Raw genomic sequence first — 15,524 nt, forward strand, 5'->3', positions numbered from 1 at the left:
GCTGCCAGATTACTCGTCTAGGCCCCGCCCATCTAGACCAAACTGCCTCGTCGCAGTAACCTGACTGTATGTTCAAACAGTTTGGTCCGGCGCCGGTTCCTGCTGATGACCTCGCTGCGGCGCTCGCGCCGTTCGGCCAGTCGCGCATGCTGCCGAGGGCGGCGTACGTCGACCCCGCGGTGTTCGAGTGGGAGCAGCGCAACATCTTCTCGGGCTGGATCTGCGTTGGCCACGCCGACGACCTCGACGGCGTCGGCACCCAGCGCGCCGTCGGCTCCGGCGCCAACGGGGTGCTGCTGGTGCACGGCGATGACGGTGTCATCCGGGCGTTCGCGAACACCTGCCGACACCGCGGCCATGAACTGCTTGCCTGCGGCGAGTCGGCCAAACGCCGCGGCATCGTCTGTCCCTACCACTCCTGGTCGTATCGCCTCGACGGTCGGGTGCGCAACGCACCGGGCTTCTCCGAAACCGCCGGCTTCGAACCCGAGGACTACGGGCTGGCCGAGCTGCGACTGGTGAACTGGCACGGCTGGCTGTTCACCGACCCGAGCGGCGAGGACGCCGACTTCACCGAGCACGTCGTCGGCCTTGAACAGGTGGTCGGCCCCTACCGCCCCGAGGACTTGACGATCGTCGACCGGCACTCCTATGAGCTCGCCACCAACTGGAAGGTGATCGCCGAGAACTACCAGGAGTGCTACCACTGCTCGACCATTCACCCCGAGCTGTCCCGGATCAGCCCGCCGACCAGCGGGGAGAACCTCGAACTCGCGGGCAGCTGGATGGGCGGCTGGATGTCGATCATCGAAGGCGCAGAGACGATGTCGCTGACCGGCAAGAGTGGTGGTGTGGCGATTCAGGGTCTCTCGGAGCACGAACTACGCAGCGTCATGTACCTGGTCGGTTACCCCAACCTGCTCGTCAGCCTGCATCCCGACTACGTGATGACCCACCTCATGACACCCCTTGCGGTGGACCGCACACACGTGGAGTGCGCCTGGGCGTTCCCGAAAGACGTTGCCGCCCAGCCAGATTTCGATCCGTCCTACGCCGTGGACTTCTGGGATCTGACGAACAGGCAGGACTGGGCGGCGTGCGAGTCCGTCCAGCGCGGACTGAGTTCACCGCACGCCCGACCGGGCCCGCTTGCCCCCGACGAGGACGGCGTCTACCAGTTCGTCACCCGTGTTGCCCGTTCGTACCAGGGCCGAAATCCCGATTCTGCTGACGCGTCGGCGCGACGGTAACCGTCGACGTCGCCGTCACCACTGACGTTGCAACGGTGGTCTCGACCGAGGTCGCCACCGTCGTCTGAATGTCGGTCTCGGTGTTGGTCACCGTGCCCGGCGCTACGGTTTCGGTCTCCACCGGCGCAGGTGCGCCCCCTCCTCCACCTCCACCTCCACCACCGGAGGAATGCTCACTGTGATGGCTGGTGGTCGTCGTCGTGGTCGGGGTGGTGGTGGTCGTCGTCGTAGTGGTGGTGGGCGCGGTGGTGCCGGTGGAGCTACACGCCACCGACAGTCCGCCCATGAGTACCGCGGTGGCAATCCCGGTCACGGCCGCCCATCGGCGAGAAGTGGTCTTCACGAACGTCATTCATACGCAGGTCAGCTGTGAAAGTAACTGCGGCGCGGGTGGGCAAACCCGTACGACTTGCTGTCAACCCCTGGGCTTGACGCCGTTCGGGCCGTCGGTCGACGCCGCGTACGTGCCCACCGCGAAGGCCACGGCGGGGCCGGTGATGGCCAGGACCTGCGGGTTGACGTTGTCGACGTTGTCCCGTGGCGTGCGATAGCCGGGGTCGAACGGGACGCCCGCCTGGCCGCCCCAAAGCCTGGCCTGCACCGCGGACTTCAGCTGTGAGGCGCCCGTGGTGATGCCGCCGATCGGTATGCCGGCCGTCAGGAAGGGGATGTAGTCGCTGGCCCGGCTCAACGGCATGTCGGCAGGCCGCACGCCGGCCAGGTTCAGGTAGCCCGCAAGGGTGCGTTCCGCGCCCGCCGATCCCGGGGGCACGCTGGCGGTGGGGATTCCAGGGCTCGGTTGCCCGGACTGGTCACCGTCGTAGGTGAAGTACCCTGCGTTCTTCGACGCCAGCATGTCGAAGTTCAGGTACACCGCGATGTCGGCGATGTGTTCCCGGTCGAGGCCACTCACGTACTTCGTCGGCCCCTCCAGACCGGACTCGTCGGAACCCCAGAAGGCGAACCGGACCGCGTTGGTCACGGTGGGCGAGCCACCCAGTTGCGCGGCGGTCTCCAACACCGCGGCGACACCCGAACCGTCGTCGTTCATGCCAGGGCTGTGTGGCGCAGAACCCAGGTGCGCACCGGCGACGACGACGTTGTGCGCGTCTCCGGTCTTCGTCTGCGCCACCACGTTTCGCACCATGACCAAGTTTGCCTTGGCGTCGAGCACGAGTTGAACGGGTGCCGTGGTGCGCCGCAGCTGCGCGTCGACGTCCTTGCCGATGATCGCGACGGGCGACTTGAGTCCCTGGTAGTAGTCCGCAGGGAACAGGCCGGGTACCGCGCTGTCGCTGACCACCAGCAGGCCGACGGCGCCCCTGGCCACTGCGGCGACGTGCTTTTCGACGACGGAGCAGCCGCTGTCGTCGACGATGGCGATCGCGCCCTTGACGTTCACCGTTCCGTAGTCGGCTGCGGTGCACCCGGCCGGCTTCTGTGGCCGCAGTGTGATGGCATTGATCCCGGCCGCCGGAGTGGTGACGAGCAGAGACGCCTCCGTGACGGGGAACCTGCGGCCCGCCACCGTCAGCGTGGGATCGCCGATGTCGGTTTCGACCAACTTGTCGAACTCGGGTGTTTGTACGTCGAAACCCTTGTCCCGCAATACTCCTGCGACGTAATCGACGCTGGCGTCATACCCCGGCGTGCCGACTGCTCTTGAGCCGTTGTTGCCCGTCGCGATGCCGGACAGCTTGTCCAGGTGTGCGCGCATCCCGTCAACGGTGACCTTGCCGGCCAGCTCGCGGCCAGGGTCAGCCGAGGATTGCGGGGCCTGCTGGGACGACCCACACGCCGCCACCGCCAGTACGAAGGCCAGGGTGGCGAACCGCCTCATGACTCCGTCACCACGTGCCGGGTGCGGTCATTTCGGACGGGAATTCCGTTGCGCCCACTCAAGTCCTGGGCGTAGAGGCCGATCGCGTAGGCGACTCCCCTGCCCTGGATCTCCAGTGCATTGCGGTCGATGTGCTCGAGGGTGTCGGTGCTCTTGTGATAGTTCGGATCGAACGGTTTGTCGGCCTGACCGCCCCAGAGCTTCGCCTGCTCGGCGGTCATGTTGTCCTCGGCGCCTGCGAACAATCCACCGGAGGGCACACCCGCCTGGGTGAACGCGTCGTAATCGGAGCGGCCGTCGAAATCGGTGTCCTGCGCTTTCTTCCCTGCGCCGTCGAGATAGGCGGCCAGCGTGCGCTCGATGCCCGCCGAACCCTCCGGTACCCGCGGCACGCCACCGTCGGACGACGGCGGCGCGGACTGGTCTCCGTCATAGGTGAAATAGCCTGGGTTGGGCGAGGCGAGCATGTCGAAGTTCAGGTATAGGGCGACGTCCCTGAGTGCCTCGGCGTCCAGCGTTTCGACGTAATGCGTCGACCCGATGAGGCCCTCCTCCTCGGCACCCCAGAACGCGAACCGCACCGCGTTGTGCACCTGCGGTGAGCTGCCCAGCTGCACAGCCGTTTCCAGCACGGCCGCCACACCCGAACCATTGTCGTTGACGCCAGGCCCCTCCGGCACGCTGTCCAGATGCGCACCCGCCATCACGACGTCGTGGGTGGATCCGGTCTTGGTCTGCGCGACGACGTTGTGGGTGCGCTCCACCCTGACGCCCGCGTGGAGCTTGATCACCGTCTGGCCAGGGTTGGCGCGCAGCCCGGCACCGTCGGCCTTGGTGACGCCGAGGACCGGGATCTTCACGTCGGTCTGCTCACCAAGGGTGCCGCCCACCTCGTCACTGTCGACGTTGTCGACGACGATCATCGCGATCGCGCCGCGCTCGGCGGCCACCGCCTGCTTGACGGCGAAGGGGCAGGAGCCGCGGTCCACCAGCACCACGGCTCCCGACGCGGGCAGCCCGTCGTAGTCCGATGCCGTGCAACCCGGTGTGTCCTCGGCGCGGGCGGCGACCAGTGGGCCGCGTACCCCCTCGGGCGGCGTGCCGATGGTGAACCCAAGCGCGTTGGCCTTGATGTCCGAACCGCCAACCGTGACCGACGGTTTGTCTGCGAACGGCAGCTTCACCTCGAACTCGTCGGTGGCGACGTCGAACCCGTTGTCCCGCAGGGTCTTGGCCACGTAGTCGGCGCTCGCCGCGTAGCCCGGCGTGCCAAGCGCCCGGTTGCCCTTGTTGGCGTCGGCGATCTCCTGCAGCTTGGTCAGATGCGCCATCATCGCGTCGGTGGTGAGCTTCTCCTGCAACCCACCCGCGAAGTCGTCCGCGGGCGTCGACGGCGTCGACGGGATGGCTTCCGGCGCGGTGTTGCGGCCGCATCCGGCCACCGACGCCGTCGCGACCACCGCCACTGCCAGAGCCGCCAGTGCCGTTCGTGAGCTACGCCGCATTGCCCCCACGTTAGTCACGCGTCGCGACGGTTCACCACGACGGTGGCCACGACGAAGACGATTGCAACGACCACGGCGAAGTAGAGCACCGAGCCGAGCCGGTCCCACGGCATCGAGTACGCCGGGTAGAGCCACTGCACGTCGGCGAATACGAACGCGTTGCCGAACGGCAGATACGGCCCGACCTCGGAGCCGATGTCGGGCAGGTTGCCGACGATCGGCTCGACCACCAACGGCCAGAGCAGCAGTACCGCGACCGCGCCTGCGGCGTAGCGCAGCAGCGCCCCCACCGCGACGCCGAGCACCGCGGCGAGCGCGGCGTACAACGCCAACGCGCCCGTCACCTGCCACACGCCGGCCTGCGCAAGAGACAGCTGCGCGCCCACCAGTGGGCTTGAGGCCATCCCAGCCACCAGCATGGCGCCGATCACCAATGCCGCGGTGAACACCGCCGAGAACACCGCGGCGACAACCGCTTTCGTCACGACGACCAGGGTGCGATTCGGGATGGCGGCGAACGTCGTACGGATCATCCCGCTGCGGTACTCACCCGTCATCGTCATCGCCGAGAGCACCATCAACACCGGTACCCCGAATACCGCAACCCCGACGGCGGCCCGCTCCGGGGAGAGACTCGCCGCGCCGTACGCCGACGATCCCTGCAGCGCGGCTACCCCGAGACCCAGCACGGCCGCGGCGATGCACGACCACAGCGGCGAGCGGATGGTGGAGAGTTTGATGCGCTCGGCGTTGAGCGCTGCCGTCACAGTCATTTGTTCGCCGTCCGGTATTCGACCGCATCGTCGGTGAGCTTGAGGTAGGCCTCCTCCAGCGAGGCCCGCTGGGTGCTGAGCTCGTGCAGTGTGATCCCGTTGCGGGCAGCCAGGTCTCCGATCACCTCGATCGCCGCGCCGCGCACCGACAATGCGGAGCCATCCGGTTCGGCGGTGGCCTCGATACCCGCCCCGGACAGCAGCCCGCCAAGGGTGTCCAGCTGAGGGCTGCGGACCCGGACGGCGCCTGCGTCCGAACCGGAGACGAACTCGGCGACGGTGGTCGACGCGATGAGCTTGCCGCGACCAATCACCACCAGCCGGTCGGCGGTATTGGCCATCTCGGCGAGCAGGTGGCTGGACACGAACACGGTGCGGCCCTCCGCCGCCAGCGTGCGCATCAGCGTCCTGACCCAGCGGATGCCCTCGGGGTCGAGCCCGTTGACGGGTTCGTCGAATAACAGCACCCGTGGGTCGCCGAGCAGAGCCGCCGCGATGCCGAGCCGCTGGCTCATCCCCAGCGAAAGGGTGCCTGCCTTCTTGTCGACGGCCGAGCCGAGGCCGACGATGTCGAGCACTTCGTCGACGCGGGTGACCGCGATGCGGTTGGTCGCGGCGATCCAGCGCAGGTGATCGCGCGCCGACCGGTTGGGGTGTGCCTGCTTGGCGTCGAGCAGCGCGCCGACCGTGCGCAGCGGGTCGGCCAGTTGGCGGTAGGTCTTGCCATCGATCGTCGCGGTGCCCGAGGTCGGATGATCCAGCCCAAGAATCATCCGCATCGTGGTGGTCTTGCCTGCGCCGTTGGGACCAAGGAATCCCGTCACCACGCCCGGTTCGATCGAGCAGGTGAGGTCATCGACGGCGCGGTTACTGCCCGGGCCGTGCCCGAACACCTTGGTCAGGCCCGCCAACTGGATCATTGGGCCGATTCTCTCAGGTCAGTGCGGCCACGACGAGGTCTGCGACGGCGCGCATGCCTGCCGCGTTGGGGTGCAGCGGTGCCGGTCGTCCCGGCAGAGGCAAACCGAGTCGGCTCGTCCACGGCTCGTTCGACCAGGCGTGATGGTCGACGCTGGCATCGGCGGCGCGAACCAGCTCGCAGCCCGTCGCGGAGGCGGCGGCTTCGGTGAGTTGCTTCAGCGTGTCGGCGACGTGTCGCGCGACCGCGATGTCTTCGGCGGGCAGCGACCGCAGCAGTGGAGGCAGCCCCGCCGCGTACAACATGGGGACGCAACGTAGCGGCTCACAGGCTAGGGCTCGACGCCTGCGCCCAGTACCGCTTCGGGATCCGCCCTGCCTCGCGCGCGAGCCGCCCTGCCACGACGGCCGACGCCATCGCGGCCGCCATCAGCGGCGGGTCAGACGCCCTTGTCACCGCAGTCGCCAACAGCACCGCATCGCATCCCAACTCCATCGCAAGGGCGGCGTCGCTCGCGGTGCCGATGCCCGCGTCCAGCACGACGGGTATCCCGGCCCTCTCGACGATCATCTCGATGTTGTGCGGGTTGGCGATGCCAAGACCCGTCCCGATCGGTGAGCCGAGCGGCATCACCGCGGCACATCCGACGTCTTCGAGACGACGGGCCAGCACCGGGTCGTCGTTGGTGTAGGGCAGCACGACGAACCCGTCGTCGACGAGCTGTTCTGCGGCTCTGACCAATTCGATGGCGTCGGGCAGCAGTGTGCGGTCGTCGGCGATCACCTCGAGCTTGACCCAGTCGGTGTGCAGGGCCTCGCGAGCCAGTTGTGCGGTCAGCACCGCCTCGGCGGCGCCTCGGCACCCCGCGGTGTTGGGCAGCGGGGTGATGCCGAGCCGGTCCAACAGTTCGAGTACCCCGGTGCCGCCGTCGGCGTCGACGCGGCGGATCGCGACGGTGGTCAGCTCGGTGCCCGACGCGACCAGCGCCTCCTCGAGCACCACGAGGTTGGCTGCGCCGCCGGTCCCCATGATGAGCCGCGAGCCGAACTCGCGACCGGCAATGGTGAGTATCGAGTCAGCCACCCTGCACCGCCGTCACCACTTCCACCTTGGCCCCCTCGGACAACGCGTGATCCCACTCCGACCGGGGCAGCACCGCCCAGTCGACGGCCACCGCGATGCCCTTCTCGGAGATTCCCAATGTCGCCAGAAGCCCTGTCACGGTTGCGTCTTCGGCGATCTCGACGGCCTCGTCGTTCACGATCACTCTCATGCGGGCACACCCACCTTCAGTTCGGCCGCGATCCGTTCCGCAGTCCACGGCGCCAGTAGGAATCCGGACCTGCCGTGGCCTGCGGCCACCAAGGTCCGTTCGTCAAGCCTTCCGACAACGGGCACGTTGTCGGGTGTCATCGGCCGCAGGCCTGCCGCGACCTCGGCGAGCTCGTACTCGCCGAGCGCGGGCATCACCTCGCAGGCGTCGTCGAGCAGATCGCGCACACCAGATACCGAAGGTGCGGTGTCGCGGCCGTGCTCGTACTGGGTGGCACCCACCACCACGCCGTCGGGCCGTGGCACCAGATACACCTGCCGTCCGTGCACCCTGGCACGAATGACGCGCTGCGGCAACGGCATACAGCCACGGCGCCATCGCAGGCGCAGCACTTCGCCCTTGACAGGGCGGATCGGAAGACCCGGCCACAGTGAGGGCGCGTCGATGCCGTTGGCGATCACCACTGTCTCCGCGTCGCGCGTGTCATCGAGCGAATCGACCGGTGGCGCCCAGCTGACGCCGAGCCGTTCACAGTGTTGCGCCAATGCCGCGACGAGGGCCCGGTTGTCCACGGCCAGTTCGGTTTCCGCGCGGAAGCCGTGCCTGATGCCCTGGGCGAGCAGCGGCTCGACGTCGCGGGCGGCAGTCGTCACGGTCACCGGCTGCCCCTGAGCGGCAAGCCACCCCGCGACCGTCTTCAGATCTTCGACGTCGGCCCGGTCGACGGCCACGACCAGCGACTCGCGCGCCGTCACCACCTCCGGCGGCAGACCCTCCAGAAACGACCCGTCATTCCACAACGCGAGCGAGGCCAGCCCGATCTGCAGCAGCCGCTCCTCGCCCGGCCAGCCCTCGCTGTGCGGGGCCAGCATGCCGCCTGCCACCCAGGAGGCGCCATGCTCACCGGTCCGGTGCACGCGCACCGACCAGCCGTCGAGCGCGGCTCGGCGCGCCACCGACAAGCCGATGACGCCACCACCGACGACTGCCAGTGAGCGCCCGTTGGGACGGGGTGACATTTCTGCTCCCTTCGCCGGCATGACCCGGATCAGGTGTGACGGTAAGGGCTGGTGTCGATGCCCACTCTCAGTCCCCGATCCCGGGACTCCCGTGTGAAGCGTCCACATTACTCGGGCATCGGCACCAGAGGCATCCCCCGTCGCTTCGCTCACCTCAGCGGCTAACCTCGCGGTCGTGCTGGATCCCCGCGAGCGTCTCTCCACCGCCACGCTCTACCTCTGCACCGACGCCCGCCGTGAACGCGACGACCTCGCCGAGTTCGCCGACGCGGCGCTCTCCGGTGGCGTCGACCTCATCCAGCTGCGCGACAAGGGCTCGGTCGGCGAGCATCGGTTCGGGCCGCTGGAGGCCCGCGACGAGCTCGCCGCGCTCGAGGTTCTTGGCGACGCGACGCGACGGCACGGCGCTCTGCTTGCGGTCAACGACCGCGCCGACATCGCCCGTGGCGCCGTTGCCGACGTCCTGCATCTCGGGCAGGACGACCTGCCGCTGCCGCTGGCCCGCGACATCGTCGGGCCGGGCCCGTTGATCGGGCGTTCCAGCCACGACCAGGCGCAGGTGGCCACGGCCATCACCGAGGAAGTGGACTACTTCTGCGTCGGGCCGTGCTGGCCGACTCCGACCAAACCGGGCAGGACCGCGCCCGGCCTCGACCTCGTCCGCTTCGCCGCGGAGTCGGGCACCACCAAACCCTGGTTCGCGATCGGGGGGATCGACGCTGCGCGCCTGCCCGAGGTGCTCGCCGCGGGCGCGCGTCGCATCGTGGTGGTGCGGGCGATCACCGCCGCCGAAGACCCCGCCGCAGCGGCCAGGGAGTTGAAGACTGCGCTTACTGCTGCGGGTTGACCAGCAGCGGGATCGACGCGGTCACCGAACGGAGCTGAGGCCAGCTGGCCGCGAAACCTGGGTGCAACGGCAGATCGGCGACCTCATCCTCGGCCACCCAGCGCAATTCGGAGCTCTCCCGGTTGGGCACGGTGACCAGCTGTTCGAGTGCGTCGGCGATGACCGTGGTGTAGGTCCAGTCGCTGCCCGTAGCGGTCGCAGTCACCACGGTGGTCCGAACGGTCAGTCGGTCGGCGGTCAGCCCGGCCTCCTCGTTGGCTTCTCTGACCGCGGCCTCCTCGACGGTTTCGTGGCTGTCGCGCGCACCGCCGGGAAGTCCCCACGTGCCGCCTTGATGACTCCACGGTGCCCGGTGTTGCAACAGGACGGCGGCGCTGCCGTCGGGTCCGGGGGCACGCAACAGAAGACCCGCCGCGCCATGCCTGCCCCAGAAGTGAGAGCCGTCGTCGGACAACACCCAGCCGTCACCATCACCATGCACGCGTTCAGCTTATGGAACTCAACGCAACATTCGCTGCCCCAGAATCCCCCGCGTGGTGCCAGCAGCTCTTAGAATTCTTTTATATAGTTGGGCAGCCGAAAAAGTAGCCGGAAAGCTGAGGTCCGCGCACAGGTGACTGTGGAGTTGGCGCACCCTTCGACCGAGCCGCTGGCATCACGGTCGCCGACCACCCCCGTGCATCCACGGTGGTGGTTCCTCTGGACCACCCCCGGTCGCATCCTCACCATCGGGATCGTGTTGGCCGCGCTCGTGGCGGCGTGCGCATTCGCCACGTCGACCACGATCAACGATCGCCAGCGGGCACTGACCACGGTGCTCAACCACACCGAGCCGCTGGCGTTCGCCGCTGGCCAGCTCTACACCACGCTCTCGGTGGCCGACGCCGCCGCGGCAACGGCCTTCATCGCCGGCGCCGAGCCCCAGGACGTGCGACAACGCTACGAGCAGGCCATCACCGACGCGTCCGTGGCGGTCACCCGGGCGTCGAGTGGGCTGACCGACGAGCCGATGGTGTTACTGCTCGGCCGCGTCAACGCGCAACTCGCGGTCTACACCGGCCTCGTCGAGACGGCCAGGACCAACAACCGCGCCGGGAACCCCGTCGGCTCGTCGTACCTGTCCGAGGCGTCGGCCCTGATGCAGACGCAGATCCTGCCCGACGCCCAGCGGCTCTACGAGGAGACCTCGCGGCGGGTGGACGCCGAGACCACCGCGTCGACCAGGATCCCGGCCCCGGTGATCCTGGTGGTGCTCGCGACCCTGCTCTTCGGGGCCTTCGCCAACCGCTGGCTGGCGCGCCGCACCCGGCGCCGGGTGAACATCGGGTTCGTCGCGGGTGGGGTGGCCGTGTTGATCATGGTCGTGTGGGTCGGCACGGCGATCATCATCTCGACCGCGGATAGCCGCAGCGCGAAGAGCACGGCCGCCCAGTCGCTCAAGACCGTCACCTCCATGGCCATCACCGCTCAGCAGGCCAGGGCCGACGAGACGCTGTCGCTGATCCGGCGCGGCGACGAGAGCGTGCGCAAGCAGTCCTACTACCAACGCATCGACATGATGGAGCAGCAGCTGTCCGACTACCTCGGTCACGAGGACGCGATCGACAAGACCGACCTGGCCGACGCCGAGCAGCTCCTTCAGCGTTGGCGCGCGGCCGACGACCGGATCAACGCCTACGTCGCCGTCGGCAACTACCAGGCCGCAACGCAGGTAGCGCTCGGTACCGGCGAGGACGATTCGACGCCTGCGTTCGACAAGCTCGACGCCGCGCTGACCAAGGGCATCGAGGAAAGTCGCCAGCAGTTGCGCGGTGACATCACCAACGCGCGGCGGGTGCTGTCCGGCGCCACCGTCGGCGCGGCGGTGCTGAGCTTGGTCGCGGCGATCGCGGTGGCGCTCGGGTTGTGGCCGAGAATGAGCGAGTACCGGTGATGAGAAAGTTTTTGGTCGTCCTCGCCGCACTCACGGTGTTGACGGGCTGCGGGCAGGCCGCGCCGGTGATGCCGGTGCCTGGAGTGACGCTCTCCCCGCCGACACCCGCAGGCATGGAGGAGGTGGCGCCGGAGCCCATCCAGCCGGTCATCCCCAACGACGACTGCCGGGCCAGCCTGCGGCCCTTCCCGAGCAAGTCGCAGGCCGACGCGGCCGTTTCGACGATCCGCAACCGCGGCAGGCTCATCGTCGGCCTCGACATCGGCAGCAACCTGTTCAGCTTCCGCGACCCGATCACCGGGGAGATCACCGGCTTCGACGTCGATATCGCAGGCGAGGTCGCGCGCGACATCTTCGGGACGCCGTCCCAGGTGGAGTACCGCATCCTGTCGTCGGACGATCGAGTCACCGCGCTGCAGAACAATCAGGTGGACATCGTGGTGAAGACGATGAGCATCACCTGCGAGCGGAAGAAGTTGGTGAACTTCTCCACCGAGTACCTGTCGGCCAATCAGCGGATCCTTGCGCCGCGCGACTCGGCCATCAGGCAGGCGTCGGACCTGTCGGGCAAGCGGGTGTGTGCGGTGGCGGGCACCACGTCGATGAAGCGCATCCAACAGATCAACCCGCCGCCCGTCGTCGTCGACGTGGTGACGTGGGCCGATTGTCTTGTCGCACTGCAACAACGCCAGGTCGACGCCGTCAGTACGGACGACTCCATCCTGGCAGGCCTGGTCAGCCAAGATCCCTACCTGCACATCATCGGCCCCAGCATGAACGAGGAGCCCTACGGCATCGGCATCAACCTGGAGAACACCGGTCTGGTGCGTTTCGTCAACGGAACGCTGGACCGCATCCGCCGCGACGGTACGTGGAACACGTTGTACCGCAAGTGGTTGACCGTGCTCGGCCCGGCTCCGGCGCCGCCCACCCCGAGGTACACGGACTGATGGCCACCCAGCCGGGCGGCCCGGAAGACACCAACGACGTGACCGATCCCGGCACGGAGCGCTCTGAGGTGTCCTGGGATTCGCTTGCGACGATGCGACCGATGTCCACCCAGGCGGTATTCCGGCCCGCCTTCGACGACTCGGACCGCGTCTCGGTCGGTACCGCGGAGACCGAACCGCGCGACCACACGACGACCGTCACGCGGAGGTGGTCGCCGATGCGCAGGCTCGGCGGCGGGCTTGTCGAGGTGCCACGCGTGCAGGAGCGCGACCCGCTTCTTGCGCTGATGAAGAACCCGGTGGTCACCGAGTCGAAGCGGTTCTGCTGGAACTGCGGCAAGCCGGTTGGCCGCTCATCGTCCGACGGGAAGGCGCTCTCGGAGGGCTGGTGCCCGCATTGCGGCAGCGCGTACTCCTTTCTGCCGCAACTGAGTCCAGGCGACATGGTGGTCGAGCAGTACGAGATCAAGGGCTGTATCGCCCACGGCGGCCTCGGCTGGATCTACCTGGCGTTCGACACGAACGTCAACGACCGGCCCGTCGTGCTCAAGGGTTTGGTGCATTCGGGTGACGCCGAGGCGCAGGCGATCGCGATGGCCGAACGACAGTTCCTCGCCGAGGTGACCCATCCGGGGATCGTGAAGATCTTCAACTTCGTCGAGCACGACGACAAGCACGGCGAACCGGTCGGCTACATCGTGATGGAGTACGTCGGCGGAACCTCGCTCAAGCAGGCCAAGGGGCACCGGCTGCCGGTGTCGCGGGCGATCGCCTACATGCTCGAAATCCTGCCCGCGCTGGGCTATCTGCACGCCAGCGGGTTGGTGTACAACGACCTCAAGCCCGAGAACATCATGGTGACCGAGGAACAGCTCAAGCTGATCGACCTCGGCGCCGTTTCGACCATCAATTCGTACGGATTCCTCTACGGCACACCGGGTTACCAGGCACCCGAGATCGTGAAGACCGGGCCCACGGTGGCCACCGACATCTACACCGTCGGCCGTACTCTGGCCTCGCTGACGCTGGAGATGCGCACCCGCAACGGGCGCTACGTGGACGGTCTGCCTGAGGACGATCCCGTTATCAAGCAATACGATTCGTTCGCCAGGCTGCTGCGCAGAGCCATCGACCCCGATCCCCGGCGGCGCTTCGCCAGCGCAGAGGAGATGTCGGGTCAGCTTCTCGGCGTGCTGCGCGAGGTCGTCGCCCATGACACCGGCGTACCCCGGCCCGGTCTGTCGACGGTGTTCAGCCCGTCGCGCTCGACGTTCGGCGTGGATCTGCTCGTCGCACACACCGACGTCTACCTCGACGGCCAGGTGCACTCGGAGAAGCTCACCGCACAAGACATCGTGCGGGCGCTGCCGGTGCCGATGGTCGACCCGGCCGACGTCGGGGCCACCGTGTTGTCCGCGACGATGCTGAGTCAGCCTGTCCAGACGCTGGATTCGCTGCGCGCGGCGCGACACGGGACGCTGGAATCCGAGGGCATCGACCTGTCCGAGTCGGTGGAGTTGCCGTTGATGGAGGTGCGGGCGCTACTGGACCTCGGCGACGTCGCGAAGGCCAACCGCAAGCTCGACGATCTGTCCGACCGCGTCGGCTGGCGCTGGCGGCTGATGTGGTTCCGCGCGGTCGCGCAGTTGCTGTCCGCCGACTACGACTCGGCGACCAAGCACTTCTCTGAGGTACTCGACACCCTGCCCGGCGAATTGGCACCGAAGCTCGCCTTGGCCGCGACGGCCGAACTGAGTGGCGCCACCGATGAGAGCACCTTCTACAAGACGGTGTGGAACAGTGACAACGGCGTGATCTCGGCGGGCTTCGGCTTGGCCCGTGCACAGTCGGCGTCCGGCTCGCGCGACGCTGCCGTCAAGACACTCGACCAAGTGCCCGCCACCTCAAGGCATTTCACCACCGGACGACTGACCAGCGCGGTCACCCTGCTGTCCGGGCGGTCGGGCAGCGAGATCACCGAGCAGCAGATCCGCGACGCGGCACGCCGGGTGGAGGCACTGCCGGAGACCGAGCCGCGGGTGCTCCAGATCCGGGCCCTGGTGCTGGGCACGGCGATGGACTGGCTTGCCGAGAACACCGCGAGCACCAACCACATCCTGGGTTTCCCCTTCACCGAGCACGGCCTGCAGTTGGGCGTCGAGGCTGCGCTGCGGGGGTTGGCCCGGTTGGCACCGACGCAGGCGCACCGCTACGCGCTCGTCGACCTGGCCAACAGCGTGCGGCCGACGAGCACGTTCTAGCCGCGACCGAACCGATCCCGCAATTGCGGATCTGCTTCCCACCACAGGGTTTGGCGAGCCGAGCCGGGTTCGACGTGCTCGGTGCGGTCGGCTTCGTCAGCCTCGTCAGCCTCATCGGCGACCGCCTTCTCGTGCGAACCCAGGGCTCGCATGAGCACCAGCAGGAACGGCAGTCCGAGGACGTCCCCGAGAATCCACAGGATGCCCGCGCCGACGGTCTGGTCGGTCCGCATGCTCGGCCCCCAGGTTCGGCCAAACCCCGCGTAGTAGTCATGGGCGATCAGCGGGCCGAGCCACAACACCAGCCCGAGCAGGCCGTCGCCGAGCGTCTCGGCGACACTGATCCCGATCGACAGCAGCGGCGAGTAGCGGTGCGGCACCGGGTCGGACTGCAGCCGTGCGTAGAAGTAGCCAAAGCCGATGAGCAGCAGCAGGATCCGCGTCAGCGCCGCGACCACGCCGTTGACCAGCGACGCCACGTACCACGGTGTGAGATACAGCAGCCACGGCGTCGCCAGCATCAAGGCCGACGTGACCGCGGGCGAGCACACCACCCGGGCCGGCAGGGACGCCAACAACCCGTCGATGCGACGTCTGCCCGACGCGCTCGACGCAGCGCGCAGCGTCGCCACCGGCCGACCGAGGGCCAGGAGGAACGGTACGACGAACAGCAGCATCAACACCTGCAATGCCCGCATCCAGAACAACAGCGGGGCGTAAACGGCGATGACGCTCAGCGTCGCCAGCGCCCACAGCGCCAGCCCGCTCCCGAAACTCCAAGCCTGGGGAGGGGTCGGCTCGCCGCTGCGCCGGGCCGCCCACCCATACCCGGCACCGACGGTCAGGATCAGCGTCAGAGACAGAAAGTCCGGTGACCACGATCCGACGAGCGCGTGCAGAGGCGGCACGGCGCCGAAGCTACGCGGAGAACCTGGCAGGATTCAGTCAACGGCT

At 68.0% G+C, this 15,524-nt stretch carries 16 protein-coding genes and 1 riboswitch; of the genes, 5 read left to right on the plus strand and 11 right to left on the minus strand.

The features are described from left to right. The first annotated feature begins 68 nt into the window (after nucleotides 1-68). Entirely contained in the window at nucleotides 69-1,250 is a 1,182-nt protein-coding gene (locus HNP02_RS09110) for an SRPBCC family protein (protein ID WP_184437305.1), read from the plus strand. Here HNP02_RS09110 and HNP02_RS09115 read toward each other — a convergent pair. The 9 genes from HNP02_RS09115 to thiO all read right to left on the minus strand — a co-directional run bounded on the left by HNP02_RS09115 (nucleotide 1,183) and on the right by thiO (nucleotide 8,579). Next, nucleotides 1,183-1,593 (minus strand): hypothetical protein, encoded by a 411-nt coding sequence (locus tag HNP02_RS09115; protein WP_184437307.1) that lies wholly within the window; start codon nucleotides 1,591-1,593, stop codon nucleotides 1,183-1,185. The two genes, HNP02_RS09110 and HNP02_RS09115, sit on opposite strands and share 68 nt — an antisense overlap. 72 nt (nucleotides 1,594-1,665) lie before the next feature. Continuing rightward, entirely contained in the window at nucleotides 1,666-3,090 is a 1,425-nt protein-coding gene (locus HNP02_RS09120) for a M28 family peptidase (RefSeq protein ID WP_184437309.1), read from the minus strand. Beyond that, nucleotides 3,087-4,595, minus strand: a complete 1,509-nt coding sequence (locus tag HNP02_RS09125; protein ID WP_184437311.1) for a M28 family metallopeptidase — start codon at nucleotides 4,593-4,595, stop codon at nucleotides 3,087-3,089. The genes HNP02_RS09120 and HNP02_RS09125 overlap by 4 nt, the downstream gene beginning before the upstream one ends. Before the next feature lie 14 nt (nucleotides 4,596-4,609). Continuing rightward, entirely contained in the window at nucleotides 4,610-5,368 is a 759-nt protein-coding gene (locus tag HNP02_RS09130) for an ABC transporter permease (RefSeq protein ID WP_184437313.1), read from the minus strand. Then, a complete protein-coding gene (locus HNP02_RS09135) occupies nucleotides 5,365-6,288 on the minus strand; it encodes an ATP-binding cassette domain-containing protein (RefSeq protein WP_184437315.1) in 924 nt (307 codons plus the stop codon). The genes HNP02_RS09130 and HNP02_RS09135 overlap by 4 nt, the downstream gene beginning before the upstream one ends. 13 nt (nucleotides 6,289-6,301) lie before the next feature. Continuing rightward, nucleotides 6,302-6,592 (minus strand): hypothetical protein, encoded by a 291-nt coding sequence (locus HNP02_RS09140; RefSeq protein ID WP_375373648.1) that lies wholly within the window; start codon nucleotides 6,590-6,592, stop codon nucleotides 6,302-6,304. A gap of 19 nt (nucleotides 6,593-6,611) precedes the next feature. Then, nucleotides 6,612-7,370 carry a thiazole synthase gene (locus tag HNP02_RS09145; protein ID WP_184437317.1) on the minus strand — a complete coding sequence of 253 codons (759 nt, stop codon included), beginning with the start codon at nucleotides 7,368-7,370 and terminating at the stop codon, nucleotides 6,612-6,614. Then, nucleotides 7,363-7,560, minus strand: a complete 198-nt coding sequence (thiS, locus tag HNP02_RS09150) for a sulfur carrier protein ThiS (protein ID WP_184437319.1) — start codon at nucleotides 7,558-7,560, stop codon at nucleotides 7,363-7,365. Before thiS ends, HNP02_RS09145 begins: the two co-directional genes overlap by 8 nt. Further along, on the minus strand, nucleotides 7,557-8,579 hold the full coding sequence (gene thiO, locus HNP02_RS09155; protein ID WP_184437321.1) for a glycine oxidase ThiO: 1,023 nt from the start codon (nucleotides 8,577-8,579) through the stop codon (nucleotides 7,557-7,559). The genes thiS and thiO overlap by 4 nt, the downstream gene beginning before the upstream one ends. Beyond that, nucleotides 8,569-8,682, minus strand: a riboswitch (TPP riboswitch). Its footprint overlaps the gene before it by 11 nt. Before the next feature lie 72 nt (nucleotides 8,683-8,754). On the opposite strand from thiO, the gene thiE reads away from it, so the two are divergent. Further along, on the plus strand, nucleotides 8,755-9,426 hold the full coding sequence (gene thiE / locus HNP02_RS09160; protein ID WP_184437323.1) for a thiamine phosphate synthase: 672 nt from the start codon (nucleotides 8,755-8,757) through the stop codon (nucleotides 9,424-9,426). Here the strand turns inward: thiE and HNP02_RS09165 are convergent. After that, nucleotides 9,410-9,907 carry an NUDIX hydrolase gene (locus HNP02_RS09165; RefSeq protein ID WP_184437325.1) on the minus strand — a complete coding sequence of 166 codons (498 nt, stop codon included), beginning with the start codon at nucleotides 9,905-9,907 and terminating at the stop codon, nucleotides 9,410-9,412. The genes thiE and HNP02_RS09165 overlap by 17 nt on opposite strands. 132 nt (nucleotides 9,908-10,039) lie before the next feature. On the opposite strand from HNP02_RS09165, the gene glnX reads away from it, so the two are divergent. The 3 genes from glnX to HNP02_RS09180 are packed head-to-tail and all read left to right on the plus strand — an operon-like array spanning nucleotide 10,040 to nucleotide 14,570. Beyond that, nucleotides 10,040-11,359 (plus strand): protein kinase G-activating protein GlnX, encoded by a 1,320-nt coding sequence (glnX, locus tag HNP02_RS09170; protein ID WP_184437327.1) that lies wholly within the window; start codon nucleotides 10,040-10,042, stop codon nucleotides 11,357-11,359. Further along, nucleotides 11,359-12,309 (plus strand): glutamate ABC transporter substrate-binding protein, encoded by a 951-nt coding sequence (locus HNP02_RS09175; protein WP_184437329.1) that lies wholly within the window; start codon nucleotides 11,359-11,361, stop codon nucleotides 12,307-12,309. Before glnX ends, HNP02_RS09175 begins: the two co-directional genes overlap by 1 nt. Continuing rightward, nucleotides 12,309-14,570 carry a serine/threonine-protein kinase PknG gene (locus tag HNP02_RS09180; protein ID WP_184437331.1) on the plus strand — a complete coding sequence of 754 codons (2,262 nt, stop codon included), beginning with the start codon at nucleotides 12,309-12,311 and terminating at the stop codon, nucleotides 14,568-14,570. Before HNP02_RS09175 ends, HNP02_RS09180 begins: the two co-directional genes overlap by 1 nt. On the opposite strand, the gene HNP02_RS09185 is transcribed toward HNP02_RS09180, so the two are convergent. Beyond that, the gene (locus HNP02_RS09185; RefSeq protein ID WP_184437333.1) at nucleotides 14,567-15,478 is read right to left on the minus strand and encodes a cytochrome c oxidase assembly protein; all 912 of its coding nucleotides are present in this window, start codon (nucleotides 15,476-15,478) and stop codon (nucleotides 14,567-14,569) included. The two genes, HNP02_RS09180 and HNP02_RS09185, sit on opposite strands and share 4 nt — an antisense overlap. Nucleotides 15,479-15,524 lie beyond the last annotated feature (46 nt).

Source organism: Mycobacterium sp. AZCC_0083 (assembly GCF_014202335.1).
Taxonomy (GTDB): Bacteria; Actinomycetota; Actinomycetes; order Mycobacteriales; family Mycobacteriaceae; genus Mycobacterium.

Coding starts and splice junctions, on each gene's coding strand:
- HNP02_RS09175 (WP_184437329.1), top strand. CDS start 11,359: ATGAGAAAGTTTTTGGTCGTCCTCGCCGCACTCACGGTGTTGACGGGC.
- HNP02_RS09110 (WP_184437305.1), top strand. CDS start 69: ATGTTCAAACAGTTTGGTCCGGCGCCGGTTCCTGCTGATGACCTCGCT.
- HNP02_RS09140 (WP_375373648.1), bottom strand. CDS start 6,592: ATGTTGTACGCGGCGGGGCTGCCTCCACTGCTGCGGTCGCTGCCCGCC.
- HNP02_RS09120 (WP_184437309.1), bottom strand. CDS start 3,090: ATGAGGCGGTTCGCCACCCTGGCCTTCGTACTGGCGGTGGCGGCGTGT.
- HNP02_RS09135 (WP_184437315.1), bottom strand. CDS start 6,288: ATGATCCAGTTGGCGGGCCTGACCAAGGTGTTCGGGCACGGCCCGGGC.
- HNP02_RS09130 (WP_184437313.1), bottom strand. CDS start 5,368: ATGACTGTGACGGCAGCGCTCAACGCCGAGCGCATCAAACTCTCCACC.
- HNP02_RS09125 (WP_184437311.1), bottom strand. CDS start 4,595: ATGCGGCGTAGCTCACGAACGGCACTGGCGGCTCTGGCAGTGGCGGTG.
- HNP02_RS09180 (WP_184437331.1), top strand. CDS start 12,309: ATGGCCACCCAGCCGGGCGGCCCGGAAGACACCAACGACGTGACCGAT.
- thiO (WP_184437321.1), bottom strand. CDS start 8,579: ATGTCACCCCGTCCCAACGGGCGCTCACTGGCAGTCGTCGGTGGTGGC.
- thiS (WP_184437319.1), bottom strand. CDS start 7,560: ATGAGAGTGATCGTGAACGACGAGGCCGTCGAGATCGCCGAAGACGCA.